Here is a 26,317-nt window from a genome sequence, read left to right as displayed (position 1 = left end):
GAAGGCAGATAAATAAAGATTAAGGAAGTCGTATGAGCTTATTAAATGTTACCGATCTACGCGTTGAGTTTAGTACCCCGGATGGTACAGTCACAGCAGTTAATGATTTAAATTTTTCACTGGAACCGGGTGAGACCCTGGGTATTGTCGGCGAGTCAGGTTCAGGTAAATCACAAACCGTATTTGCGATCATGGGATTGTTAGCTAAAAACGGTATTATTTCGGGCAGTGCTAAATTCGAAGGTAAAGAGATCTTAAATTTACCTGAAAAAGAACTTAACCATGTTCGAGCAGAACAGATTGCGATGATATTCCAAGATCCGATGACCTCATTGAACCCTTATATGAAGGTCAGTGAACAGATGATGGAAGTACTAACGCATCATAAAGGTATGTCACGCAAAGAGGCCTTTGAAGAATCGGTATTTATGCTAGAAGCGGTGAAGATCCCTGATGCTCGCGTTCGCATTAATATGTATCCCCATGAATTTTCGGGGGGTATGCGTCAGCGTGTGATGATCGCAATGGCATTGTTATGTCGTCCTAAACTGCTGATTGCAGATGAACCGACAACTGCATTAGACGTAACTATTCAAGCACAGATCATGCAGCTGTTGAATGAATTAAAAGAGAAGTTTAATACTGCGATTATTATGATCACGCATGATTTAGGTGTCGTGGCGGGCAGTTGTGACAAGGTATTGGTGATGTATGCTGGTCGTACCATGGAGTATGGCAAGGTAAATGACATATTCTATACCCCAAGCCACCCTTATACTGAAGGGCTGCTGAAGTCTATTCCACGTTTAGATACCGAACATGATGTTTTACCGACCATACCGGGTAATCCACCTAACTTGTTAGCATTGCCAAAAGGTTGTGCATATCAAGATCGTTGTCATCGTGTGCAAGAACACTGTCAACAAGAACAACCGCAATTAATCCCGTTTGCTGGCGACCGTTTACGTGCCTGCTTCTCAGACCAGGGGACATGGTAATGACTGATGTAGTAAAGCAAGAAGCTGTGGCTGTAAAAACGGCAAAGAAAAATAGAGTCGCCGAAAGAAAACTACTATTAGAAGTGAATGACCTTAAGGTGCAGTTTGATATTCCGTCGAAGTCGTTATGGCCTTGGGCGAAGCCGAGCAAGCTTAAAGCCGTGGACGGTGTCAGTATCAAGTTATACGAAGGTGAAACGCTAGGTATAGTCGGGGAATCGGGTTGTGGTAAATCGACGTTTGCCCGCGCCTTAATTGGGCTGGTGCCAGCCGCTGCTGGTAATGTGGTTTGGTTAGGTCAAGATCTAACGCGGTTACCGTACAAGGAAATGCGTGAAAAGCGTAAAGAAATTCAAATGATTTTTCAAGATCCGCTAGCGTCACTCAATCCACGTATGACAGTGGGTGATATTATTGCCGAGCCGCTACGCACTTTCTTTCCACAGTTGTCTAAAGTGGAAGTGAAAGAGCAGGTGAAGGACATGATGACCAAGGTAGGTTTACTGCCGAACGTGATCAACCGTTACCCGCATGAGTTCTCGGGTGGTCAGTGTCAACGTATTGGTATTGCCCGTGCACTTATTTTAAAACCTAAGATGATTGTCTGTGATGAACCGGTATCGGCATTGGATGTATCGATTCAAGCACAGGTGGTGAACTTATTACAATCACTGCAGAAAGAACTGGGTTTAAGCCTGATTTTTATTGCCCATGATTTATCGATTGTGAAACACATTTCAGATCGTGTTTTAGTGATGTATCTGGGTCATGCTGTCGAAGTGGGTGAGTCAAAAGCCTTGTTTGCAGAGCCAAAACATCCGTACACCAAAGCACTGATGTCGGCCGTACCTATTCCTGATCCGATACTTGAGCGTCAGAAAAAAATTGAAATGCTCGAAGGTGACTTACCGTCACCGTTAAATCCGCCATCAGGCTGTGTATTCCGTACTCGTTGCCCTGTGGCTAAAGCGAGTTGTGCCGAGACCAAACCTACGTTAACAGGCGATGAAGCACATTCAGTGTCTTGCTTGCTGGTGGCTTAATGTCTTTGCTATAAAGGTCTAAGTACAAAATAAAATAGTCATAACACCTAATACCTGTCAGCGAAGAGTTGATAGGTATTTTTTGTAAGTAATTTTTAATACTTTGCCCATAGTATTATTTATATCTTTAAGTGCTGGATGTGTGGTTCAACGTAATGTTTCCCTACCCATAAGATTCACAAGTAGGCTGTATTTAAGTTATGCCCACAATAAAAGTGACACCTAGTCTTGTCTTGGCTTGAAAATTAAAAATCAAATGATACCTTAATTAATAGGTTAAAACTCTATACAAATCACAATATTACAATTTATTTATTAATATCAAGGTAAGATTGTGGAATATGATGCTGCCATAAAATATCAATAACTTACAGCTTGTATCAAAGACTATATTTATATATTTTCATATAGAAATTACATTAATTTTAAATGAAACGCATTTAAAAAAATAATAAATAATAAATATTAGGACGTTAACAATGAAATATTCAACTCTAGCTCTAACTCTGGCATCAATTTTATCCGTAGGGGCTGCAAGCGCAACAACTATTTACAAACATGATAATGGTGATAACCTTAAAATTTACGGTGGCGCAGAGATTGGTGGCACAATCGTTTCAGATACAGATAAAAGTCCTTTTGGTGCAATTCAACATGATGCCGATGGTAATACGTCTTATGATGGTGTAAATGACAAACGTTTTGTTAATGACTCATTTCTTACTCTTGGTATTAAAGGTCAGACGGATGACTTTTACGCGAAATTTGAATTAGATGCTGAACATCAAGATTGGACTGAAACAAACAGTATGCGTGTTGTAATTGATAAAGCGTATGTTGGTTACAAATTACCGATGAAGGGGCATACCATTGAATTTGGCCGTACGGATACTGCGTATGATCATTATGACGCATTTGGTGATTTCGCTAATGAACTATCAGCAGAAGTTTCTGAAGCGGGCGACCAAGATGAAACATTAAAATACCGCGGTCAATTCGACCAGATTAAATTCGGTCTATCTCACTCTTTAGAAGGTTGGGATGTAGAACATAAAGGAAAAACTGACTACGTAACAGATTCTCGTGAAGGTGCTGTAACCAATGGTTATGTAGGGTATTTTGATAACGAATTCACTGTTATTGCCGCAGCTGAAACGGTTGATGATCGAGGTGAAATTTTCTCTGTTCATGCTAAAGTCAATTTAGGTGATCTTGCTGTGGGTGGTTTTGTATCTTACTCAGACCGAGAAGCTGATAACAAAGATTCTTATATCTATGTGGCTTCAGCTAAATACTCATTAACAGATAAGCTGGCATTACTTGTTACAGGTAATATGGTTGATGCTGACAATGATAAGAACGATGCAGAATGGATTGTTGTAGGTGGCGAATATAAATATGCTAAAAATATTAAACTTGCAGCAGAAATTTCAATCGGTGACGTTCTTAAAAATGGTGAAAGTGGTGCGCTAGGTTACGTTAAAGCTTACTACTGGTTCTAAGTCTATTTATCTAATTTAATGGTCTTATCTAAAATAAAGCCTCTTATTTTTAATAGAGGTTTTATTTTTCTCACATCCCTGATTAATTGGAAACTCTATGAAACTTAAAAATATAGCGCTCTCTGCTTTAACAATTGCCATTGCAACAGGTTGCGGTACAACGGACCAACAACCTCAGCATGAGTGGAAGCAAGACAAAGAATATAGCATCACCATCTTACACACCAATGATAACCATGGTAATTTCTGGCAGAATAAATACGGTGAACGCGGTATGGCTGCACGTGCCACACTGATTAATAACATCCGTGCAGAGGTTAAAGCCGAAGGCGGTTCTGTACTATTGTTATCTGGCGGTGATATTAATACCGGCGTACCTGAATCAGATCTGCAAGATGCTGAACCTGATTTTATCGGTATGAACATGATTGGTTACGATGCGATGACATTAGGTAATCATGAATTTGATAACCCGCTTGACGTACTCGCGAAACAAGAAGGTTGGGCAAACTTCCCATTCATCTCTGCCAATATCTATAAAGATGGCAAGCGCATGTTTGATGCTTACAAGATCTTTAACAAAGATGGCATCAAGATTGCCGTTATAGGCCTAACGACGGAAGATACCGCCAAAATTGGTAATCCTGAATTTATCAGCGAATTAGAATTTAGAGATCCAAAAGTTGAAGCCAAAGCGCTAATAGCGGAATTGAAAGAAACTGAAAATCCAGATGTGATTATTGCTGCTACGCACATGGGGCATTACCTTAACGGTGATAATGGCTCAAATGCACCGGGTGATGTGCAATTGGCGCGCTACTTGAACGAAGGTGATCTAGACATGATTGTTGGTGGTCACTCACAAGAGCCTTTGTGTATGGAAGGCGCAGAATACGCGGAATTCAAACCTGGTCAAGACTGTGTACCTGACGTGCAAAATGGAACTGATATCGTACAAGCACATGAATGGGGTAAATACGTAGGCCGTGCTGATTACACCTTTATAAACGGTGAGTTTACACTGCAGTCATACAAGCTTATACCAGTTAACTTAAAGAAAAAAATCAAAGTCGATGGTAAGAAAAAACGTGTATTAATCCAAGATGAGATCGCGCAAGACCCAGCTGTATTCGCAAAACTCCAACCGTTCCAAGAAAAAGGTCAAGCAGCATTAAACATCAAAATTGGTCAGTCTGATGGCCTATTACAAGGTGAGCGTAATGTTGTACGTAACAACCAAACTAACCTTGGTCGTTTAATCGCAACAGCACACATGCAACGTGCAAAAGCAGACTTCGGTGTGATGAATTCAGGTGGTGTACGTGCGTCAATTGAGGCAGGTGTAATCACATATAAAGACGTATTAACCGTACAGCCATTTGGCAACATAGTAACTTATGTAGATATGTCAGGTGCTGAAGTGATGGATTACTTAAATGTAGTCGCCACTAAGACGAAAGACTCAGGTGCGTTCGCACAATTCGCTGGTATTTCGATGACAGTTGCAAACGGCCAAGTGTCTAATGTTGTTATTGCGAATAATGCTATTGACCTGAAGAAAACCTATCGCTTCACTATTCCATCGTTTAATGCGGCAGGCGGTGACGGTTATCCAAAAATTACTACGCACTCTGCGTTTGTCAACACTGGCTATGTGGATGCGGAAGTACTGAAAGAGTATATCGAAGCAAACTCTCCGATAAATGTCGCTGATTTTGAACCAAAAAGTGAAATGGTTTACAACTAAGATTCGTATGCAGCATTGCTACATAGCAAGGTTTATACAAAGATGTAAAAGTAAAAGCCATGGCAATAAGTTGTCATGGCTTTTTTATTACTCACAGATAGTGTTAGCTGAACGCCGCTAATAAACGCCTCGGTGTTCATCTTTAAAGTGTATATCCTACGGGTATACATATCTGGAATGACGAAATATATATAGAAGGCATTTCACGAATTCCTGTCATAACATTTGAACCAAATCACATTTACAGTGTAAATATTTATATATAATCCATCTACTTATTAATGAGTATGCATTTGTTCACAATAAATCCGCTATCTAACTGGAACGTATTCTATGAAAAAATCAGCTATCGCTGCATCTATTCTTCTATCTTTTTTAGTTGCTACATCGGCAAGCGCAGACCCTAAAACACCGGGCACACACCAAGGCTATTCAACCATTAGTATGCTTAAATCGGGCATTCCTTCTGAACTAAATATGGTTTCTGTCGCTGAACTAGCTAAAGAACTGGAGGGTAAACCACCAATGGCAGTAGGCTTCGACATTGATGATACTTCATTATTTAGCTCTCCTGTATTCTTCCGTGGTCAGCAGGAATTTTCACCTGGCGGTTACTCATACCTGAAAAATCAACAGTTCTGGGATAAAGCTAACTGTGGATGGGATGCTTTCAGCATGCCGAAAGAAACCACGGCTAAGATTATTGCGATGCATCAGAAACGCGGTGATTCAATTTATTTCATCACTGGCCGAACGGGTTCTGATTGTAGCTTCACCACTCAATATCTACAGAAAACATTTAATATTAAAAATATGAATAATGTCATCTTTGCTGGTTCGGATAAGGCTGAATACCTGAAGACAAAGCACATCAAAGCTAATAACATCAAGATGTACTACGGTGATGCAGATGGCGACATCATCTCAGCACGTAATGCTGGTGCAGAAGGTATTCGTATTATGCGAGCTGCTAATTCAAGCTATAAGCCTGTACCTAAGAATGGCATTTATGGCGAACGTATTGTGATGGACTCTCAATATTAATCCATCCACCGGATACACAAAGCTTAGGCAATGAGCTTAATACCACTCGTTTAATAGCGAGTGGTTCTCTCTTTGATAATTCTATCTCATGTTTAATCCTTTTAGCACTCTGTTCTCATATTAAATAGATCTATTTGTCTTATTGACGTACTGATGGGATATATAAAATTATCGCTGTTAATCAATACGTCTAAAAGTTAGATCACTGATTGTCAATTGGTTATATCGTTAGTGATAGCGGGGATTGGTGGAGCATTTGTATGCATAGATTAGATCTGATTTTAGCTTATGCGCTAATGGATAACGCATAAGCTAGATGTCGTTATTTAGCTTTACGACGTAAGAATCCCAACCCTAGCAATGACATGATACCGAAGATACCAAATGAACCAGCTGTATTTTCTTCTGTAGGTAAAACAGATTGCACCACCGTAATATCCATACTGACGTCTGAGTTTGCTATCGCAACTTCTTTGTCTTCTTCAACCCGAAGTAACTGCATCTTAATTGTGAAATCGCCAGTCTGAATGTCTTTGAGCTTCATTGGGATGATACTTTGATCCTTATCCTCTAATACAAAGCGTAGATTTTGAATTTTTGTCGCTGTTTTAGATGTGATTTTAACTGTTAAAATATCACCTTTTTTCGTTTCTATACCATTAGGAACCGCATATGTTAGGTTAATCGTATTATCAATAATAGGTAATACCACCGCTTGACCTACATCGGTTTCACCATACTTATAGCTAAGTGACATGAACGCAGGATCGTGATCTGATGAACGGAATGGTGTTGCTTCTCCACCATTATATGCATCATATGCAGTATCACTGATTACAGGGCCATATTTACCCTCTTTATTATATTGGAAATAAGTAGACTCGGTACTGTTGATGTGCCAATCACCCGCATCAATGACACGCGCTTCAAGTGACGCATTAACTAGCATATGATCCAGTGAGCCAATTTCATCATTGTATGAGTAGCTCCAACCTGTTTTACCCTTCACTTTATCCATTTTATCTACAATATTGACGTAGTTAAATGATTTATCAACTGTAAATGGTGTTCCTTCAGGATTGAATTGTGGTGTGCCCAGAGTGTTTTTATTGCCGCCGATATAGGTATTTCGTGCAGTTGTAAGTACTTTGTTTGTAAGGTTTTGAGTTAATACTAATAGTGGGTCTTCAGAACCGTAAGCGTTTAAGTCACCTAGAATGACGCTGTCACCTTTAAGTTTACCGAATTCAGTGCCAAGTTGATAAGCGGCGGCTACACGGAAATTTTCGCAGGAACCTTGTAAATCATTATCGACTTTTTTGCCACTTTTAACATCTTCCCAACACGTTGAGCCTTTTGATTTAAAGTGATTTACAGCAATATTTAGTTTTTTACCTGTTTGATTAACAATAAATGTTGCAGCGAGAGTGTCACGTTGATAATTATCGCCACTTTCAATTTTTTTGCCATCTTCATTAACGACTGCTGGTGCGTGTTGCTGTGGCATTTGGATGATACCAGAGCTATTTAAAGTGACTTTGCTGGGGCGGTACAGCAGTCCTGTTGTAATCGCATCAGTACCAATGGTATCTTCGTTATTTAATTTCCCATCGTTATTGCTGTCTATACCAACGAAAACATAATGATTCTTAGTATCGGCAATATCACTATTAATGCTTTCGACTAAGGCTGTCAGCGCACCATTATCACCAAAGCCATTATTTTCAATTTCCATTAAACCGACAATATCGGTATCTAATGCCAGTATTGCTGTCGTGATTTTAGCTAATTGACGCTCAAATTCAGGCTGTGTTAAGGCGCCACGGTTTTGCCCTGTTGGGTTTTCATCTCCTCCGACAGCCGTGGTAAATAAATTCAGTACATTTTGAGTTGCAATGGTAATAGGGAAACTACCATCAACGGTGTCAGTTTTTAATGATGGCTTGTCTGTTCTTTCGGTGTTATGTACAAAAGTGTCTACAGTTGCTTCATTGGTCACGGTAAGGCTAAAGTTACCATAACTGTGGCCTAATACACCTTCAATACCGACTACACTGTCATTCACTAGAATGTAATTAGTACTGGTGTCGTCGAGGAGAGTAGGGTAATAAGGTATACTCCCATTATTTTCTACTTTTTCGTTACTTTCCAATATCATTCGGTAGTTTTTATTTTCTGCAGTCTGAGCTTTTGCTTCATCACTGCCTGCTACATGTTCTTGGTTCGGTTGCATGTTAGGGCGTTTATAAGCAAGAGATATATTGTCTCTTCTTGCTCCATAATCACGAGAGAAAGTACGTGATACGCGCATGGTTTGCTCGCCATCTACGTTTGCATCCATGTCGGCTGGTAGGCGAACTAACATGCCTTCATAACGCTCAAGTGTTTTCTGGAAATCAAATTTACCGTTCTCATCAACGTCAGTATCTCGAATTTTAATTTCAACTGCTTCCGGTACCGCTGTGTCTGCATCAATAACGTCAAAGTTACTTGTTTTCAATTTAGTAAAGCCATAATCTTCATAAACTTTACTACTTAAACAAACTGTCTTGCCGACAAGATCAGTTGTCGCCACATTCGTTTCGACAAAAATACCGTCTGAGCTGAGTGGGTCAGAGCCTGTTTGCTGAAGGTATAAACCCACTCTCGGTAGGTTAGTGACTGCCGTGACGATCGCTTCAATATAAATACTGTTTGTTGATTCGTATTTACCTTCAGCAATAAGTGGTGATTTCCAACTATCGCCTTGAATGTCTTCAATGGTCGTTTTTATATTATCTTCTGTACAGGTTAATTTAACCGGAGCAGGTGCAAGATCCGCGATAGCAAGACCTGTGTAGTCATCTTTATTTAGTTCTAACCATTCTTTAGGATCGTAAGCTACTTTTTGTACTGGCGTATTATCGCCCTCTAGCAAACGACGGCGTAGTGTGAGATCTTTCCCCCAGTTGTTACTGCTATCAACAACGCCAACTACATCAATTAATACTGGATTTTCAGGATCCGTAATATCGGCAAGAGCCAGGACATCGTTACCATTAGCAAAACTTGCTGTTGCAAGGACTGGGGTACCATCATTCGCCGTAATCGCATCTCTTATAACTTGAGAACGACTGTTTTTTTCAACTAAAATAAATGTGTTACCAGCTGTAATAATGGTACCTTCAAGATCAAATAAAGTACCCCAACCATCAGTCTTGCCATCCCCTTGTTTACTAATACCTATGTTGGCAGGAAACGCGTAGTCAGTATCTCCGAGATTAGTCAGCTCAAGCGCTTTATTGTAGCCCCCTCCTTCTACATACTCAGTAATTAAAATATCTGTTAATGCGGCTTGTACACCGCCTGAGAGAACACCGCCAATGGCAAGAGCTAATATTTTCTTTTTCATCATTTATCCTAAGTTAGTTAGACATTATTATTATGTTAAGGCTTAAATGCATGGACACTTGTATGCCTCGTTAGGGACCGCACACAATAGTGCAGCTTTGTCGTTATAATTTTTATTGATAAGTCATTTAATTTGTTGCACTGGATAAGCGGCTTTGATCGGCGAGTGGTTTGATTGACGTTTGTTCATCGTTAGTATGTTTAACTTTATCATTACCGATGTTCCAACTAATCTGATTGTTATCAATGCTTAATGTAGGGAAACAAACTATACATCAATGTTCAAAATAGATAGGTTCGTAACAGGTAAAATCCTTAAACTGTGATTTAGAGCTATTGCTTCATCATTTTGAGTAAAGAAAATGAAACATTCATCAAACATTTTTAATGCATGATAAATCTGTGTGTGACTTTTATTTTTTAATGTTCAGATTGGAGTATTGTTAGGCTTGTGTTTTTATAAATATTTGATTTTTTAGTTGGTTATTTTTCGTACATGATGAAAATAGACAGTTAGTTTGGATTTAAATTAATAAAAGCAATATAAATCAGTTGCTTAATTAGCATTTATTTATATGGATAAAATCCATATTTAAAAAGCCTTTTATCAACAATAACTTACTTAATACCAACCTATATGTAGTCTAAACGTTTAGCTGTTGTGATTAATCTAGTTAATTATGCTGCTGATCACACTTCGTAACATTTAGTACTGTGTTTGTTACAGATTTATTGAACTTTTTATAAATCGCGATACACTCGCGATATAAAAATAGCGCTGGCTCATACAGAGTTGTGCACCATAAAATGGAAGTAATGATGAAAAACATTAAAAATATAGCATTAGCTGCAACAACGCTTGCTGCTATTTCTTGTAATGCATTCGCGGCTGATTATTCTGATGATATCCACAAGAATGATTACAAATGGGCACAGTTCAACTTAATGTATGCAGAAGGTGAAAAACCAAGCACGCAAGATGGCAAAGGACATGATTACTTAGAACTTGAGTTTGGTGGTCGTTCGGGTGTTATTGACCTATATGGTTATGTTGATGTATTTAATCTTACAAATCGTGACACCGGTGATAAAATTGATGGGGCAAGTAAAATATTTATGAAACTTGCTCCTCGTTTCTCTATCGATGGCATGACTGGTAAAGACTTATCATTTGGCCCAGTGAAAGAGTTATATGTAGCAACATTATTCAACATTGGTGGTGGTGGTATCACTGGTGAGCGTGACCATGATGCTGCATTTGATGGAGTACCAGCATATGACGGTGAAAAGGTAGCGATTACTGGCGATACAAATAACGGTAATATCGGTCTGGGTGCAGATGTAATGGTTCCTTGGTTTGGTAAAATGGGCATGAACCTTTATGCTCAATACGACCTTAATGCCAAAGAATGGAACGGTTTCCAATTTTCTACAAATTGGTTCAAACCTTTCGTGAACTTCGATAATGGTAGCTTCATTGCATACCAAGGTTATATCGATTATCAATTTGCAGCTACTCAAAATGGCAATATATATGTGCCTAAAGTTTCTTCTGGTGGTGCTATGTTTAATGGTATCTACTGGCATTCAGAGCGTTACTCTGTTGGTTACGGCTTAAAGTTGTATAAAGATATTTACGGTGTAGAAAATAATGCTGGTATTGTTGGTTTAGAATCAACAGGTATTTCACATTACTTCGCTGCATCTTACAAATTCTAAGAACCTAATCTTAGTTTGAATTTGTGGAGCCACGTTTAGCGTGGCTTCAAGTTATTCCTTTCCTCGAACTACTCTGTAAATAATCTCTCAATCGATCCTTATTATCAATTCTATGTTTTCCTACTTCACTGTTATATAACAGTAACCTTCTTTCTGTCGTATCAGTTTTTAACCCGCTTAGAGCCATTTACATCACTTGCTCTATAATTATGTGTTTATTGCATTTAGCTCAATAAGCTTAGGTTGAAGTGGTCAACTAATTTTATTGAGACTAAACATTTAGACACCATAATGACAGGGTTTGGTTGATGAATAATATCTATAAATTATTACTCTCGAGTGCAGCGTTAGCGACTTTTTCGAGTTTTACTGTTGCGGCTGATTATAGCGATGGTTTGCATAAGAATGACTACAAGTGGATGCCGTTTAATATGATGTATTCAATTAATGAAAAACCAAGCATTGTAGATAATTTGGAGCATGATTATTTAGAACTGGAGTTTGGTGGTAGCTCTGGCATTGTGGATTTGTACGGTTATGTTGACGTATTTAATTTAGCCAATACAGATTCCAGTGACTCGGATAAAACCGATGGGGCGAGTAAGATATTCATGAAACTCTCGCCGCGTTTTTCACTGGATGCCATGACCGGAAAAGACTTATCGTTTGGCCCTGTGCAAGAAGTTTATATCGCAACGTTATTTAATTGGGGTGGTGGAGGTATTACCGGGCTTGATGGCGATGGTAATTCAATTAGTGGTGATGTAAATAATTCATTCTGGGGCTTAGGCAGTGATGTCATGGTGCCTTGGTTTGGTAAGGTCGGAATGAACTTGTATGGCTTGTATGATCTGAATATCAAAGACTGGAATGGTTATCAATTCTCAATGAATTGGTTTAAACCGTTTGTGACTTTCGATGATAACAGTTTTATTGCTTATCAGGGTTATGTTGATTATCAGTTTGCTGCCGATGCCGTTATATTTGTGCCAACGACGGCACATGGAGGGGTGATGTTTAACGGAATTTACTGGCACTCAGACCGCTACTCGCTTGGTTATGGAATGAAGATTTATAACGATGTATATACTGTCAAAGATGGCGCTGGTGTACTCGGGTTAGAGTCTACCGGTTTTTCCCATTATTTTGCTGCGATATATAAGTTCTAGGTTTGCGTTTGGATATATACCCAAGCTACTTCAAGATGCACAATCAGCAAACCGAAAGAAGAGTATATTCAAGGCATGAAGTCGAAGATTTAGTTATTCTAAATTAAGACTTCATAACGCCGAAGATGCCTTCATTCGGATTGCCTTGCGGGAGGCTAGCAGGAATAACAGCACAGCGTTACAATACTTGAAAATGGAATAACCATTATCTACATATTGTGCCTTGCTCTGATATCCCTGCTAGTCTCTGATATAGCATCTTGAAGTAACTTGGGTATACCTAAAGAGCTAGGGATCATCTAGCTCTCATTATAGTTTTGGAGATGAAGTAAATCGCTTGCTGGACGGTCGCGTTCAGGCGTGTTGCGGGGTGGTTTTAAAACTAACCAACCAAGCTGTTAACTGTGTCATCGCGTAACCGAGCAGGGCACCCAGTAGCAGCGGCAGCATAATAGGTATCACATCACCAGCCATGGCAAAGGTAATGCAACAGCCGATGAAGGCACCGGGGATAAACGCCAGTTTGGCATAGCTGGCTTGCAAGCACATGGCGCTGGTCACAATGCCTGTGAGTAAGTAACCTAGTAACGGCGTATCGACAAAACCACTGCCGGTGATAGCTAACCAGGCCCAGAACACCCCAGACAGCGTCGTGAACCAAGTCATTAATACGCCCTGAAATCCAGATTTTGGTTGTGCAAAATAAGTGCTGCAACCTAAAAAACCTATCCAGGTAACCAGATGAAACGTATCGGCTATACCACACCACAGTGCAGCAAGTAGACCTGCGGAAATTGCTACTTGGTAACGATCTTTCATGTTTTACTCTAATAAATACTAATAATTTTAGTGATTAAATTACAGTATAAGTAAGAATAAAACCATGAAGCCTGTCGTAAATGCGATATTAAAATCTGCATTATAGTAAAATACTCAGTGGAATATCATGTACTGTGATTTATAAATACTGCTGCCAGTGCTTTAAATTTGAGCATTTATTGTCAAAGTAGAGCGTACAATTTTTTAACGCTATTTTATTTTATTCTTCATTTAACCAGCTCTATTACTTTTGGTATAAGCGTTTTTCTTCGTAAAAATAACCTCACTATTTCAAATGAAAGAAATTTCACTCATTCTTAGATCTAACACGCATTTTTATACTTCAATACTAGAATTATCCTTATTTTTAGCTATATTCAAGCCATCGAAACGTTTGCGCAAACGTTTCGATGGCGTTAACATGAATTATATTGAAGACTCAGATTTAGTTATTTTCACCTTGTAAGGCGTGAACAATGAAGAAAAATGCACTTATCAACGCAGACTTATCCTATTTAGTTGCAACACTTGGGCATACCAACGAGATCACCATTTGTGATGCTGGTTTACCGGTTCCAGATTCAACGCAGCGTATCGATCTTGCGCTTATTCCGGGTGTACCAACATTCATCGCCACGGTTAAAGCGATTCTTGGCGAGATGCAAATTGAAGGCATCGTATTAGCGGAAGAGTTTGCTTCGGTTAGCCCTGAGTTACATACCGCCTTACTTGATGTGATCGCCAATGAAGAACAACTAACAAGTAAAACCATTGCAATCACCTATATTAGCCATGAAGATTTTAAGCAAAGAACACAGCAGAGCAAAGCCGTTGTGCGCACGGGTGAATGTACACCTTATGCCAACGTGATTTTCCAATCTGGCGTGGTGTTTTAATCGACTATTTAAGTCAACACGGTATTGATTGACCGAAACGTAATAGCAGCTATTTATGCGGAATAAAGTAGGAACTGACATGACGCAAGCAATTTTAAAACTCACTGGTATCGAAAAATCATTTCCTGGTGTGAAAGCATTGGATAATGCTTGTTTGAATGTATACCCAGGTAAAGTAATGGCATTACTGGGCGAAAATGGTGCAGGTAAGTCGACGCTGATGAAGGTACTTACCGGTATCTATCACATGGACAAAGGTAATATTAACTATCAAGGTAGTGATGTTAGTTTTGATGGTCCGCGTCATTCGCAAGAGATGGGCATTAGTATTATTCATCAAGAACTAAACTTGATCCCTGAGTTAACGATTGCTGAAAATATCTATTTAGGCCGTGAAAAAACCAATGCGTTTGGCGGTATTAAATGGGCTGAGATGTATCGTGATGCGGATGTATTGCTACAGCGTTTAAATGTAAAGCACAGTTCGCGTCAGTTACTGGGTGAGCTCAGTTTAGGTGAACAGCAAATGGTTGAAATTGCCAAAGCGCTGTCATTTAAGTCACAAGTGATTGTGATGGATGAACCAACGGATGCATTGACAGAAAGTGAAACTAAATCATTATTTAACGTGATTAACGAACTGCGCAATGATGGTTGCGGTATCGTTTATATCTCGCACCGTTTAAAAGAGATCTTCGAGATTTGTGATGATATTACCGTACTACGTGATGGCCAATTTATTGCCGAAATAGCGGTGACGGACATCGATGAAGATGGCCTGATTGAGAAAATGGTGGGTCGTCGTTTAGATGAAATTTACCCACGTATTGATGCGAAGCATGGCACGACCTGCATGGAAGTTGAAAATATTGTGGCACCGGGTGTGCATGATGTCAGTTTCACATTAGACCATGGTGAAATATTAGGTATCTCGGGCTTAATGGGCGCTGGCCGTACTGAATTAATGAAAGCTATTTATGGGGCATTACCCCATGAATCGGGTGATGTGATTTTAGACGGTAAAGTGGTTAGTCCAGTAACCCCTCGCGACGGATTGGCCAATGGTATTGCCTACATCTCTGAAGATCGTAAAGGTGATGGGCTAGTGCTTGGTTTGTCGGTAAAAGAAAATATGTCGTTGTGCGCATTAGATTATCTGTCTAAAGGACTGCAATTAGATCACGCGAAAGAAGCAACAGCAGTCGAAGATTTTATGCGCCAGTTTAATATTAAAACCCCAAGTCGCGATCAGATTATTGGTAACTTATCTGGTGGTAACCAGCAGAAAGTAGCGATTGCCAAAGGTTTAATGACCCGCCCTAAAGTCCTTATTTTAGATGAGCCGACCCGTGGTGTTGATGTTGGTGCTAAAAAAGAAATCTACCAGTTAATCAATCAATTTAAAGCCGAAGGTATGAGTATCATCCTAGTGTCGTCAGAAATGCCAGAAGTACTGGGCATGAGTGATCGCATTTTAGTGATGCACGAAGGCCGGATTAGCGGTGAGTTTATGGCTGAACATGCGAACCAAGAAAAACTGATGGCGTGTGCCGTTGGCAAAAAAATCAATGAGGCAGGGCTATGAGCCAGAACCAGACAGTTAATCAAAATTCCAGTAACCATTCGAACAATAATTTGAACAATAATGTGACCGGTGATGTTATGACTAAAACTTTAACCCAAAAATATTTCACGAAAGAATGGTTGTTTGAACAAAAATCATTAATTGCCTTAATTTTGCTGATCGTGGTGGTGTCTTTCTTAAACCCGCACTTTTTCACTATGGGTAATATTTTAAACATATTACGTCAAACATCGGTTAGCGCGATCATTGCAGTAGGCATGACCTTAGTGATCTTAACCGGTGGTATTGATTTAGGTGTTGGCTCGGTATTAGCCCTCTGTGGTGCCTTTGCTGCGTCCTTAATATCAATGGAAGTGTCAGTGATGATAGCCGTACCCGTGGCATTATTTGCGGGGGCAGCACTAGGTGCAATGAGCGGTATGATTATTGCCATCGGTAAGGTTCAAGCCTTTATTGCGACGCTGGTGACCATGACATTATTGCGTGGTGTGACCATGGTATATACCGACGGTCGTCCAATTTCAACCGGTTTTACGGATGTTGCCGATAGTTTCTCATGGATCGGTACGGGTTATTTATTCGGTGTGCCAGTACCAGTCTGGCTAATGGTTATTGTTTTTGCTTCGGTATGGTACTTACTTAATCATACGCGTTTTGGTCGTTATGTTTATGCCCTGGGTGGTAACGAAGCGGCGACACGTTTATCGGGTATTAACGTCGATAAAGTGAAGATTGGTGTTTATGCAATCTGTGGATTATTGGCTGCACTCGCCGGTCTGATTGTTACCTCGCGTCTCTCATCTGCGCAACCTACCGCGGGTATGGGTTATGAGCTAGATGCGATTGCAGCAGTCGTCGTCGGCGGTACCAGTCTTGCGGGTGGTAAAGGTCGAATTATGGGTACGCTGATCGGTGCATTAATTATCGGCTTCCTCAACAACGCATTAAATCTATTGGATGTATCTTCATATTTCCAAATGATTGCTAAAGCTGTGGTGATATTACTGGCAGTATTAGTTGAAACGAAAAAGAAATAAAGACGTAAAGAAAGAGAAGAATAACAACAATAAAACTATCGATAAATAGTCGCAATAAACAACCTGTGAACCTCAATACCCTATCTGAGGCAGCAAAATTAACGTAAAAGAAGGTATATGTAATGAAAAAATTAGCAACCTTGATCTCTGTCGCTGTCGTTTCAGCATCTTTCAGTGCAACCGTTATGGCGCAAGATACGATTGCAATGGTGGTGTCGACGCTAAACAACCCTTTCTTTGTCACCATGAAGGAAGGTGCAGAATCGAAAGCGAAAACCTTAGGTTATAAGTTAATTGTGCTGGATTCACAAAACGATCCAAGTAAAGAATTAGCGAACATTGAAGATCTGACAGTTCGTGGCGTAAAAGCAATCTTAATAAACCCAACGGATTCCGATGCAGTATCTAATGCGATCCGTATGGCTAACCGCGCTAATATTCCAGTGATCACATTAGACCGGGGTGCTAGTCGCGGTAAGGTTGTGAGCCACATTGCGTCTGATAACGTTGCTGGTGGCGAAATGGCAGGAAAATATATTAGTGACATAATTGGCGCTAATGCAAAAGTTATCCAACTGGAAGGCATAGCGGGTACATCTGCGGCACGTGAACGTGGTAAAGGCTTCATGCAAGCGGTTGCTAGCAATAAAATGAATTTACTTGCGAGTCAACCCGCTGATTTTGATCGTACTAAAGGTCTTAACGTAATGGAAAACATGCTGGCTGCTAATCCAGACGTTCAAGCTGTATTCGCGCAAAATGATGAAATGGCATTAGGTGCATTACGTGCCGTGCAAGCATCAGGTAAAGACGTATTAATCGTTGGCTTCGATGGTACTAAAGACGGTATTGCTGCTGTTAATCGTGGTATTTTAGGTGCGACAATTGCACAGCAACCCGCGCTAATTGGTGCTCTTGGTGTTGAAACTGCTGACAAAGTACTTAAAGGTCAGTCTGTAGAGAAAAGCATCTCGGTACCACTAAAAGTGATCACTAAGTCATAATGTTCGGAAGGGAATAGCGTGACAGTTATTCCCTATTCCTGATTAAAACCTGACTTAATCGCATTTAGTCAATATACAGTGCCATTAAGTCATGTTTTATTCTCTCCAGTTACAAAGTATTAAGGCTTCTTTATGAATAAATTAGTTGTGTTAGGTAGCGTTAACGCTGATCATGTTTTACAAGTCGCTTCTTTTCCGCGTCCAGGCGAAACCTTACTCGGGCATAGTTATGCTGTGATCCCTGGCGGTAAAGGGGCTAATCAGGCTGTCGCCGCAGCGCGCTTAGGCGCAGATATCGCGTTTATCGCTTGTGTGGGTGATGACAGTTTTGGTGCTAATATGCTCACCGAGTTTGGTCGTGATGGTATCAATACCCAAGCCGTGATGGTGGAACAAGATACCCCGACTGGGATCGCGATGATCCAAGTGGCGGCAACCGGTGAAAACAGCATTTGTATTTCGGCAGAAGCCAATGCCTGCTTAACGCCAGAGCGACTTATTCCACATAGTGATTTAATTGAACAAGCTGATACACTGTTAATGCAATTAGAAACGCCGATTACAACGATTACTCAAGCGGCTAAAATAGCGAATCAAGCGGGTACGCGTGTGGTATTAAATCCGGCGCCTGCACAACCACTAAGTGATGAGCTACTCGCAGTTGTTGATTTGATTACCCCCAATGAAACCGAAGCAGAATTATTAACGGGCATTAAAGTGACTGACATGGCGTCAGCGCAAGTAGCGGCTAATGCATTACATGCTAAAGGTATTAGTGAGGTGATGATCACGTTAGGTAGCCAAGGTGTATGGAGCAGCAAGGCTGGCACTGGTAAGCAAGTAAAAGGTTTCCGTGTTGACGCGGTTGATACGACAGCTGCAGGTGATACCTTCAATGGTGGTTTACTCGCTGGTTTACAAGCAGGATTAGTACTCGATGATGCTATCCGTTTTGCCCATGCTGCCGCGGCCATTTCAGTAACACGTGTCGGTGCCCAAACATCGATTCCAACGAAAGTGGAAGTGGATGAATTTTTAGCGTTACAAAATTAACAATACCTTATTTTCACAATAAACGATGATGGACAAGATTAGCTGATGGCAACAATTAAAGACGTAGCAAAACATGCAGGTGTATCAACGTCAACGGTGAGTCATGTATTAAACAAGACACGATATGTGAGTGACGATGTGTCTGCGCGCGTAAAAGCGGCTGTTGACGAGTTACGTTACGCACCGTCGGCATTAGCACGTAGCCTTAAAGTCCAGAGTACCAAAACCTTTGGTATGCTGGTAACGACCTCGACTAATCCGTTTTTCGCTGAAGTATTAAAAGGCGTTGAACGTCGTTGCTATGAATATGGTTATAATTTAATTTTGTGTAATACCGAAGGTGATGTTGCCCGTATGCATGCTAATCTCGATATCTTATTACAAAAGCGTGTTGATGGTTTAATGTTGATGTGTAGTGAAGTTGAAAGCCAAGGCTTTAATCTATTTGAACGTCATAAACCGGTACCGACAGTAGTGATGGATTGGGGGCCTACCAATTTTCCTTGCGATAAAATCAAAGATAACTCTCATCGAGGTGGTTATATCGCCACACAGCATTTAATTGCGAAAGGTCATACCGAGATTGGTTGTATTACCGGTGTATTAGATAAGCTAACCGCACAACAACGTTTTGCTGGTTTTACCCAAGCAATGGCAGAAGCAGGTTTAGATATTAATCCGAAGTGGGTGACCGCGGGCAACTTTGAATGTGAAGGTGGCGAAACAGCCTTTGCTGAGATGGTCGCTAACGGCCCATTACCATCCGCCTTATTTGTCTGTAACGACATGATGGCAATGAGCGTGATCAACAGCGCCAGTAAAAAGGGTATCTCAGTACCAGAAGACCTGTCTATTATCGGTTACGATGACATTAAACTGGCAAAATATATTACCCCGTCATTAACCACTATTCACCAGCCTAAGCACCGTTTAGGTAAAAAGGCAGTGGACATGTTGCTTGAACAAATTAACTCGAAGACTGAAAGCAACCAGATCATCGAATTAGAACCGACCTTAGTGGAGCGCGATAGCGTGAAAGCATTGAATTAGTTCATGCTAATTACTGATTATAAATAAAGCCTATTGAGATAGATTTTCAATAGGTTTTTTTGTGTCTGTAACAAAATAATACACGACGACTTACCACTGCCATTTAACATGCTATGTATTGATTATACCCAAGTAACTTGGGTATATAGTTAGCTAACTTAAGGGGCGTTTATGCAATCAAAATATCTCAGCTTATTGTTCATCACGCTACAGTCTTTTCCATCATCATCTTACGCCAAAGCCGAGGACTTTTTCCGTCTTAGCGGTGGTGGTTTATTGATTAGTGGTATTGAAATGCAATATTCAGACGTGATGGCAATGATCAATAAAGAGAAATTGTCGCAACGGATTGGGCATAATCACTATATTTTGCATGCATCTGTTGGTGGTGAATTCGATGTGAAGTTCAAATTTAGCGGCGGGAAGTTAACCGACATTGTTGCTAAGCAGCTAGGGCGAGCTTATCAGCATTAACTAAGGCACAGGCTGTAATCAAAGTAAATTAAAGTAAAGTGAATGTACTGTTATTATATATGTTATTAATATTTATAATAACATATAGCGTAAAACTTGGTTCAATCTGCGTTTTAAATTATTTTGCTATCAACTTCACTAAATGGAATTTTTCATGAAAAACATAAATAAAGGATTATCTCTTACATTGGCGACACTCGTATCTATGCCTGTTCTTGCTGAAAATATTAACAGTGACGATTTTTCTTTTGGTGGACGTATTGAAGCAAGAGCTGCGCTTGCTGATAGCGATTTTACTGATAAATCGCGTGTTCGTTTAAATGGCCAAGGTAAGCATGAAATCAATGAAGGTATCACTGCGGTTGGTAAATTTGAATTTGAACTATCACAAGATAACGATACAGCAGATACGACAAACCAAACTAAGACGCGTTATTTATACGTTGGTGCTGAGACTGCTTACGGTACTCTAACATACGGTACTCAAGATAATGCTGTTACCTATCTTACTGACTTTACCGATATGGCAGAATACTTTAGTGGTTATACCAACGAAAAAATTACAGCAAGCGGTGACAGAGCAGAAGATACGATCCTTTATAGTGTGACTAAAGGTGATTTAACATTTAACGCATCTGCTAACCTTAAAGCTACCGAGAATGGCGGCGGTTTGATGGTTGCTTATAAATTACTGCCAAGTGTTGAATTAAGTGCTGGTTATGCGGCAACAGAAGCTGCTGAGAATGTGTCTGATTCATCAGATGTATACATGATCGGTGCGCGTTATACTAACGGTGGTATTTTAGTTTCAGGCTTAGTACAAAAAGGGTCTGTAGCTGATGCTGACTTTGATGCCGTTGATGCATTCGCATCTTATGGTTTTGGTGAAAATGTAGTAAGTGTTTCATATAACTATTTAAGTGCTGATGAGCCAAGCGTTAACGATGTTAACTTCGTAGCATTTGAATATGGTCGTTATATTGGTGACGTAGCTGCGTATGCTGGTTATAAAGTGGCACTAAGCAACGATACTTCAGCGGAGCATGGTAATAATAACAACGCTGATGAATTCATCGTTGGTGCGCGTTACTCTTTCTAATTCCGACAGATTCAATGCAATGATTCATTGAATCTGTCTACTACTGAGCAGCGCGTAACCAAGAGTTCGCGTTTGCCACTGTTGTCGGTTTCTTAGTCTTTACCGTAGCAGAACGTAATATATCCTTTATAAAAATCCCGCTTATTTACAGTAAGTGGGATTTTTTTCTCGTTCAATATAAGTATTAGGGTAAATGCCAACGAATTTAATTTAACTGCATCCTGTAGCGCCAGAATATTCCCGCCATTCATCATAAAATAATTCGCAAACGTATGACGTCACACCGGACCGAATCTGTCCTATTCGTAAACGTTAACCAGCAGTTGTTAATTTTTTGTTGTTCTTTTTAATGTTTTTTGTATATTTTAGACTACCTATAAAGTATAATTCCTAGTGTAAGCGTTTGAATGATATGATTCTTTTAGTCGCGTTATATCATTTTATAAAAAGTGAGCTATTCGAGTTTAGTATTGATGCTCAGTTGAGCATTAATCGTGCATTGGATATCTGTGATATATGAGGAAACGTTATGAGATGTTGTGAAAACGCGAGAGTGGCTAAAATAAGCCGTACATGGTATCAAAAACTGTTTTATAGCAGTATTTATAAATGTAATTGTTGTGGTAAGTTAAAAAAAATAAAAAATAAAAAATAAAAAATAAAAAATAAAAAACAGCTAAAATATTATCGTTAGTCACGAGTTTATAAATCTATTGAAATGAATGTTCAATTGACGTACACCCTCTCAAACAGAAGGGTCGTGACTTGCGAATTGGCCGTAATTCTCGTAATTCTCATATTTTTCATGTTATCACCTACATCCAATAAGAACGCGGCTTCGGCATAAAGTCGATGGTGTCCGACATATTTTTCATTTCACCGCTTGGATCTTCTAATTGTTTAACACTTTCATCAACCACATCACTTGCATCTATTTGTAGTTTATCTAAGCCATCAACGCTAATTGGTTGATCTTCTTTGGCATCTTCTATCGTCGCGAGTGCTAAAGCTTGAATTGTGCTTGTCGGTCGGTTGATTGGCAGGTTCGATTTAGTGCTACAACCTTGACTCAACAGGCAGATAAATATGATTAATGGTAAATATCTCATGATCACCCCATACCGGTATTATTTATTAAATAACGTATTGTACTAGCAACACTTTTCAGACTATCAGTGTTTATACCATCGAGGATACCGCTACAACCTTGAAGTGACAGGCACAGACAAATCATTAAAACTATCTTATTCATTACCACTCCATATATTTACGCTTAAAAAACAAGCTTTTACCTGTTTTTGTTGAATTTTGGATAAAGAAAAGCCCATTGAATCAAACCATTCAATGGGCTGCGACACTTAGGAGGGTGTCGTTCTAACTTGCGTTTGGTGGAGTCGGGGGGAGTTGAAACTCGATTGAATGCAGTTATATAGGCATATTTGAAATGCTGATTGTGCCTTTCTTATCTAATCAATTACATATCATATCTAAATGTTGTCGCCATTCTGTAGCAATGTTTATGATTGTGTGATCGCTGAAGGTGTGGTGGCTTGATTTGACGGTAATCTCTATGTTATTGTTTATTATATATAAATAATATAATTTAAGGTTGTGTTGTGCGTTATACTTTTCAGCGAAAGCTTTGCTTGATCTTTGTCGTAGTGTTATCGATATCATCGTCAGGCTGTTCATCAATACAGAGTCACTTTATTGAAGGAGAGTTTGGGCACCCATATGCGGGTACTGTGGCAGACGTGGCAGCAACACCATGTGCACTTTTATCTTCTATGGCAGCGCTTATGATGCCTGTGCCCTTATGGGCTGCAGAAGTGGTATTAACAACAGCACTTGATACAGTCTTATTACCAATTGATCTAGTTATGATGTTCTCTACAGATATGAAATATTCTGATGTGATGATGGATCCAGGAATTATGTGCCCTATGTAATAATACCGTTATTTAGCCTCCCAGTTGGAGGTTTTTTTAATCTCGCGTTAAAACCGTCAATATGCTACCTATGTTGGAATATATAAAGTTAGATAAATAATAACAGCCTGAAATGTCGCCATCCTGCCGCCATTACTTTTCCTTTTTTGTAGCTTAATGTATTGATTATTCCCCCCCCCCTTTCCCCATTAGGGGCAAAGGGTATGCCGACCCCGAAATAAAGGGGGGCGGCAACCTAGAAATGAAAAACTATGTTATTTCAGCGTATGCTCATGCGAGTTGTGTTCTGGCTATGTATTCAGTGTTTTTTTATGAGACTGTTTTTTTTCAATTCGTCAATGATGCCCTCAGTTAAGCCTTTTATCATCTTGTTATGCCCTGTGTATAACGTTCCTTGAGCCTCAATATTTATTGTTGCAAACCATACTTTCACATCGCCACTATTAATCAGCATAGCTTCTGATGAAGCATGATTAGTGCTGTTGTAAATGGGCGTTGTGGTGGTGTAGCTATTACTGTTTATATTCCACTGATTAGCAGTTCCATTAGGAGATACAAAAAAAGGATTACTGTTATTGCTAGGGCTGGTAATCGAGGCGATCGTGTTGGTATGGCTGGTTGTGCCAATCATGGTGCTGTTCTGGTTGTTCATTTGAGAGCTAACTAGTAATAAATAGGTGATATTTTTATTAAGCATTAAGCTTTTAAATTCATCCCAATTATTTACGAAAGCACTCAATTCTTTTCCGCTATAGGCCTGAACTTCTTGGCTGTTTAGTTCAGTTACAACGCTGTGCTCTAGTGACGAATTATTCGTTGCGAAAACTACAATGCTATCAATCGGTGGAATGTTGACTTCTGGATTGGTAGTTGAACTTGTTCTAATTGTTTGACAGCCTAATAGACTAAATGAAAGTATAATAGTAAATAAGTGCTTTTTCATAATCCGCCCTTGTAAGCGATTTTTATTTTTATATCATTATAACAGAACGTTATTCTATTCTATTGATCTTCAGCGTGTGAGTTCACTAACGGATTCAACCTAACAGCATCTTCCAAGTGCTCTGGCGCAAAATGTGAATATTTCATCGTATCAACAATTGATGCGTGTCCAAGTATTCGCTGCAGTACTAAAATATTACCGCCGTTCATCATAAAGTGACTGGCAAAGGTATGGCGTAATACGTGGCTCATTTGTCCTTTAGGTAAATTAATTCCGGCCCTATCTACGGCATGACGAAAGGCCTTAATACTGCTACCAAATAAGTGACCGGTCTTTTTAGGCATCCGAGCCGCCAACTCTACTGATATAGGAATACTGCGCGGCTTATTACCTTTGGTATTAACGAACGTCACCTTATTATTATTTACATGTTCACCGCGTAAATTCTCTGCTTCACCCCAACGACAGCCCGTGCTTAAACAAATTTCTGCAATCAGTTGCACGTCTTTATTGCGCCCGTTCCCCAGCTCTTTTATTAACAACGGGATTTGTGCTGGCTGTAAATACCCCATTTCAGGCGTTTTATATTTTAATGCCCGCATACCAGCAATCGGATTTTCTGCTTTCCATTCACCCAAGCGGCTTAATTCATTGAATAGAGCATTAAGGTAAGTTTGCTCATTGTTGACTGTTTTAACACTGACTGTTTCAAGGCGTAATTTTCGGTAGGTAGAGAAGTGAGAGCGGTCGAACTTCTTCGCTATCGGATTACCCATCATTTTAGATAATGCCAATAATTTGCGCTTACGCTTCAAGCCATCGTTTAACGCTTGGCCGTGTAGGTGATTCACCGAGTACCGGTACTCAACAAAGCCGTGAACAAGTTGAGTATGTTGATGACGTTTCTACTGACGAAAGCGCGGTGGTTACTGGGGCGAATACTGATATTACTAATAGTGATGATAGTAGTGCGGTTATTGATGAAACTGTTGATATTGAACCTGAGCCTTTAATCGGCTTTGATTTCTATGTCACTGGATTCACCAAACAAGTGAAATATAGCCGTGTAGGGCGTGTGTTAACGCCCGAAGATTTCTTATACCTGATTACTTTGATGTATATAAAGACGGTCACTTGATGTTTAAGACCACTAATACAGACTTAAACGACTTGGGTTATATAACGAAAACATTAACGGAATGTGTTTATAAACTCGTTATCAAAAGGCTTCGCGGATAGTAAGCTGCAAGGAAGATGATAAAGTGAATGATATAGAAGAAGAGAGGGATGATTTTACATTGGGTGAGTCGCTAGTGGTTAGGCCTCTAGCTTATATTAATAATGATACTCGGGTATAAAAATAGATAGATCAAATTTGGATTTTGATTGATCAAATTGGAGTTGTGATCATCGGGGTAATAGCGGGGTATTTAGTGGCTTTGTAGTCAATCTGAACCTGTTTAGATACAAGCCATTGCACGTTATTGGAGATAACCGCTGGCTTTATGTGGCGGAACTGGCGGAACGATCCCTCTATTAATTGTAAAAAACTAACATGTGGCACTGCTAAACCTGCTTTTGGCCTAGAGTAAGCGTCCATGCTTTGTGAGGCATGGACTCATTTTACGCGCTATAACCTACATCCAATAAGAACGCGGCTTCGGCATAAAGTCGATAGTGTCCGACATGTTTTTCATTTCACCGCTTGGATCTTCTGTATTAGGCTCTTCTAATCTTTTGCCCTTTTCATCAACAATAGCGCTTGCATCAATCGGTTGATTTTCTGTTGCGTCTTC

Annotated in this window: 22 protein-coding genes; 17 read left to right on the top strand and 5 right to left on the bottom strand. The window is 39.8% G+C overall.

What is annotated here, in order from left to right; genetic code table 11:
• Positions 1-32 precede the first annotated feature (32 nt).
• From oppD to aphA, 5 genes are all read left to right on the top strand, one after another.
• A complete protein-coding gene (oppD, locus tag HRT96_RS09560; protein ID WP_293155514.1) occupies positions 33-998 on the top strand; it encodes an oligopeptide ABC transporter ATP-binding protein OppD in 966 nt (321 codons plus the stop codon).
• A complete protein-coding gene (oppF, locus tag HRT96_RS09555) occupies positions 998-2,041 on the top strand; it encodes a murein tripeptide/oligopeptide ABC transporter ATP binding protein OppF (protein ID WP_293155511.1) in 1,044 nt (347 codons plus the stop codon). Before oppD ends, oppF begins: the two co-directional genes overlap by 1 nt.
• A gap of 479 nt (positions 2,042-2,520) precedes the next feature.
• The gene (locus tag HRT96_RS09550) at positions 2,521-3,543 is read left to right on the top strand and encodes a porin (RefSeq protein ID WP_293155508.1); all 1,023 of its coding nucleotides are present in this window, start codon (positions 2,521-2,523) and stop codon (positions 3,541-3,543) included.
• 97 nt (positions 3,544-3,640) lie between these two features.
• A complete protein-coding gene (ushA, locus tag HRT96_RS09545) occupies positions 3,641-5,290 on the top strand; it encodes a bifunctional UDP-sugar hydrolase/5'-nucleotidase UshA (protein WP_293155505.1) in 1,650 nt (549 codons plus the stop codon).
• Positions 5,291-5,623: 333 nt separating this feature from the next.
• A complete protein-coding gene (gene aphA, locus HRT96_RS09540; protein ID WP_293155502.1) occupies positions 5,624-6,334 on the top strand; it encodes an acid phosphatase AphA in 711 nt (236 codons plus the stop codon).
• 322 nt (positions 6,335-6,656) lie between these two features.
• On the opposite strand, the gene HRT96_RS09535 is transcribed toward aphA, so the two are convergent.
• Positions 6,657-9,725: an ExeM/NucH family extracellular endonuclease gene (locus HRT96_RS09535; protein ID WP_293155499.1), complete on the bottom strand. Its 3,069-nt coding sequence runs from the start codon at positions 9,723-9,725 to the stop codon at positions 6,657-6,659.
• Positions 9,726-10,543: 818 nt separating this feature from the next.
• Between HRT96_RS09535 and HRT96_RS09530 the strand changes: the two genes are divergently transcribed.
• Together HRT96_RS09530 and HRT96_RS09525 are read left to right on the top strand one after the other, a co-directional pair.
• On the top strand, positions 10,544-11,443 hold the full coding sequence (locus HRT96_RS09530) for an outer membrane protein OmpK (protein ID WP_293155496.1): 900 nt from the start codon (positions 10,544-10,546) through the stop codon (positions 11,441-11,443).
• 308 nt (positions 11,444-11,751) lie between these two features.
• The gene (locus HRT96_RS09525; protein ID WP_293155493.1) at positions 11,752-12,612 is read left to right on the top strand and encodes an outer membrane protein OmpK; all 861 of its coding nucleotides are present in this window, start codon (positions 11,752-11,754) and stop codon (positions 12,610-12,612) included.
• 354 nt (positions 12,613-12,966) lie between these two features.
• Here the strand turns inward: HRT96_RS09525 and HRT96_RS09520 are convergent, their stop codons facing one another.
• The gene (locus HRT96_RS09520; RefSeq protein ID WP_293155490.1) at positions 12,967-13,431 is read right to left on the bottom strand and encodes a DUF1097 domain-containing protein; all 465 of its coding nucleotides are present in this window, start codon (positions 13,429-13,431) and stop codon (positions 12,967-12,969) included.
• 476 nt (positions 13,432-13,907) lie between these two features.
• Here HRT96_RS09520 and rbsD point away from each other — a divergent pair, with 476 nt between their 5' ends.
• The 8 genes from rbsD (at position 13,908) to HRT96_RS09480 (ending at position 21,629) form a co-directional block, all read left to right on the top strand.
• Complete coding sequence (gene rbsD, locus HRT96_RS09515) at positions 13,908-14,327, top strand: D-ribose pyranase (protein ID WP_006031660.1); 420 nt, start codon at positions 13,908-13,910, stop codon at positions 14,325-14,327.
• 79 nt (positions 14,328-14,406) lie between these two features.
• A complete protein-coding gene (gene rbsA, locus HRT96_RS09510; RefSeq protein WP_293155486.1) occupies positions 14,407-15,912 on the top strand; it encodes a ribose ABC transporter ATP-binding protein RbsA in 1,506 nt (501 codons plus the stop codon).
• A gap of 77 nt (positions 15,913-15,989) precedes the next feature.
• A complete protein-coding gene (gene rbsC / locus HRT96_RS09505) occupies positions 15,990-16,949 on the top strand; it encodes a ribose ABC transporter permease (RefSeq protein WP_293155484.1) in 960 nt (319 codons plus the stop codon).
• Between the two features lie 122 nt (positions 16,950-17,071).
• Complete coding sequence (gene rbsB / locus HRT96_RS09500; RefSeq protein ID WP_293155481.1) at positions 17,072-17,953, top strand: ribose ABC transporter substrate-binding protein RbsB; 882 nt, start codon at positions 17,072-17,074, stop codon at positions 17,951-17,953.
• A 132-nt stretch (positions 17,954-18,085) separates the two neighbouring features.
• Positions 18,086-19,006 (top strand): ribokinase, encoded by a 921-nt coding sequence (gene rbsK, locus HRT96_RS09495; RefSeq protein ID WP_293155478.1) that lies wholly within the window; start codon positions 18,086-18,088, stop codon positions 19,004-19,006.
• Between the two features lie 45 nt (positions 19,007-19,051).
• Positions 19,052-20,056: a substrate-binding domain-containing protein gene (locus tag HRT96_RS09490; RefSeq protein WP_293131464.1), complete on the top strand. Its 1,005-nt coding sequence runs from the start codon at positions 19,052-19,054 to the stop codon at positions 20,054-20,056.
• A gap of 171 nt (positions 20,057-20,227) precedes the next feature.
• A complete protein-coding gene (locus HRT96_RS09485) occupies positions 20,228-20,530 on the top strand; it encodes a hypothetical protein (RefSeq protein WP_293155475.1) in 303 nt (100 codons plus the stop codon).
• A gap of 154 nt (positions 20,531-20,684) precedes the next feature.
• The gene (locus tag HRT96_RS09480) at positions 20,685-21,629 is read left to right on the top strand and encodes a porin (protein WP_293155473.1); all 945 of its coding nucleotides are present in this window, start codon (positions 20,685-20,687) and stop codon (positions 21,627-21,629) included.
• Positions 21,630-22,444: 815 nt separating this feature from the next.
• Here HRT96_RS09480 and HRT96_RS09475 read toward each other — a convergent pair.
• On the bottom strand, positions 22,445-22,738 hold the full coding sequence (locus HRT96_RS09475; RefSeq protein ID WP_293155471.1) for a hypothetical protein: 294 nt from the start codon (positions 22,736-22,738) through the stop codon (positions 22,445-22,447).
• A gap of 507 nt (positions 22,739-23,245) precedes the next feature.
• Between HRT96_RS09475 and HRT96_RS09470 the strand changes: the two genes are divergently transcribed.
• Positions 23,246-23,578: a hypothetical protein gene (locus tag HRT96_RS09470; RefSeq protein WP_293155468.1), complete on the top strand. Its 333-nt coding sequence runs from the start codon at positions 23,246-23,248 to the stop codon at positions 23,576-23,578.
• A gap of 298 nt (positions 23,579-23,876) precedes the next feature.
• Here HRT96_RS09470 and HRT96_RS09465 read toward each other — a convergent pair whose 3' ends face one another.
• Complete coding sequence (locus HRT96_RS09465) at positions 23,877-24,521, bottom strand: hypothetical protein (RefSeq protein WP_293155465.1); 645 nt, start codon at positions 24,519-24,521, stop codon at positions 23,877-23,879.
• 59 nt (positions 24,522-24,580) lie between these two features.
• The gene (locus tag HRT96_RS09460; protein ID WP_293155462.1) at positions 24,581-25,315 is read right to left on the bottom strand and encodes a tyrosine-type recombinase/integrase; all 735 of its coding nucleotides are present in this window, start codon (positions 25,313-25,315) and stop codon (positions 24,581-24,583) included.
• On the opposite strand from HRT96_RS09460, the gene HRT96_RS09455 reads away from it, so the two are divergent.
• Complete coding sequence (locus HRT96_RS09455; RefSeq protein ID WP_293155459.1) at positions 25,309-25,659, top strand: hypothetical protein; 351 nt, start codon at positions 25,309-25,311, stop codon at positions 25,657-25,659. The genes HRT96_RS09460 and HRT96_RS09455 overlap by 7 nt on opposite strands.
• Positions 25,660-26,317 lie beyond the last annotated feature (658 nt).

Origin of the sequence: Moritella sp. (assembly GCF_013215705.1) — a bacterium.
In the GTDB taxonomy this organism is placed as follows: domain Bacteria; phylum Pseudomonadota; class Gammaproteobacteria; order Enterobacterales; family Moritellaceae; genus Moritella.
This window is presented reverse-complemented; position numbering and strand designations above follow the sequence as displayed.

Coding starts and splice junctions, on each gene's coding strand:
- oppD (WP_293155514.1), top strand. CDS start 33: ATGAGCTTATTAAATGTTACCGATCTACGCGTTGAGTTTAGTACCCCG.
- oppF (WP_293155511.1), top strand. CDS start 998: ATGACTGATGTAGTAAAGCAAGAAGCTGTGGCTGTAAAAACGGCAAAG.
- HRT96_RS09550 (WP_293155508.1), top strand. CDS start 2,521: ATGAAATATTCAACTCTAGCTCTAACTCTGGCATCAATTTTATCCGTA.
- ushA (WP_293155505.1), top strand. CDS start 3,641: ATGAAACTTAAAAATATAGCGCTCTCTGCTTTAACAATTGCCATTGCA.
- aphA (WP_293155502.1), top strand. CDS start 5,624: ATGAAAAAATCAGCTATCGCTGCATCTATTCTTCTATCTTTTTTAGTT.
- HRT96_RS09535 (WP_293155499.1), bottom strand. CDS start 9,725: ATGAAAAAGAAAATATTAGCTCTTGCCATTGGCGGTGTTCTCTCAGGC.
- HRT96_RS09530 (WP_293155496.1), top strand. CDS start 10,544: ATGAAAAACATTAAAAATATAGCATTAGCTGCAACAACGCTTGCTGCT.
- HRT96_RS09525 (WP_293155493.1), top strand. CDS start 11,752: ATGAATAATATCTATAAATTATTACTCTCGAGTGCAGCGTTAGCGACT.
- HRT96_RS09520 (WP_293155490.1), bottom strand. CDS start 13,431: ATGAAAGATCGTTACCAAGTAGCAATTTCCGCAGGTCTACTTGCTGCA.
- rbsD (WP_006031660.1), top strand. CDS start 13,908: ATGAAGAAAAATGCACTTATCAACGCAGACTTATCCTATTTAGTTGCA.
- rbsA (WP_293155486.1), top strand. CDS start 14,407: ATGACGCAAGCAATTTTAAAACTCACTGGTATCGAAAAATCATTTCCT.
- rbsC (WP_293155484.1), top strand. CDS start 15,990: ATGACTAAAACTTTAACCCAAAAATATTTCACGAAAGAATGGTTGTTT.
- rbsB (WP_293155481.1), top strand. CDS start 17,072: ATGAAAAAATTAGCAACCTTGATCTCTGTCGCTGTCGTTTCAGCATCT.
- rbsK (WP_293155478.1), top strand. CDS start 18,086: ATGAATAAATTAGTTGTGTTAGGTAGCGTTAACGCTGATCATGTTTTA.
- HRT96_RS09490 (WP_293131464.1), top strand. CDS start 19,052: ATGGCAACAATTAAAGACGTAGCAAAACATGCAGGTGTATCAACGTCA.
- HRT96_RS09485 (WP_293155475.1), top strand. CDS start 20,228: ATGCAATCAAAATATCTCAGCTTATTGTTCATCACGCTACAGTCTTTT.
- HRT96_RS09480 (WP_293155473.1), top strand. CDS start 20,685: ATGAAAAACATAAATAAAGGATTATCTCTTACATTGGCGACACTCGTA.
- HRT96_RS09475 (WP_293155471.1), bottom strand. CDS start 22,738: ATGAGATATTTACCATTAATCATATTTATCTGCCTGTTGAGTCAAGGT.
- HRT96_RS09465 (WP_293155465.1), bottom strand. CDS start 24,521: ATGAAAAAGCACTTATTTACTATTATACTTTCATTTAGTCTATTAGGC.
- HRT96_RS09455 (WP_293155459.1), top strand. CDS start 25,309: ATGCCAATAATTTGCGCTTACGCTTCAAGCCATCGTTTAACGCTTGGC.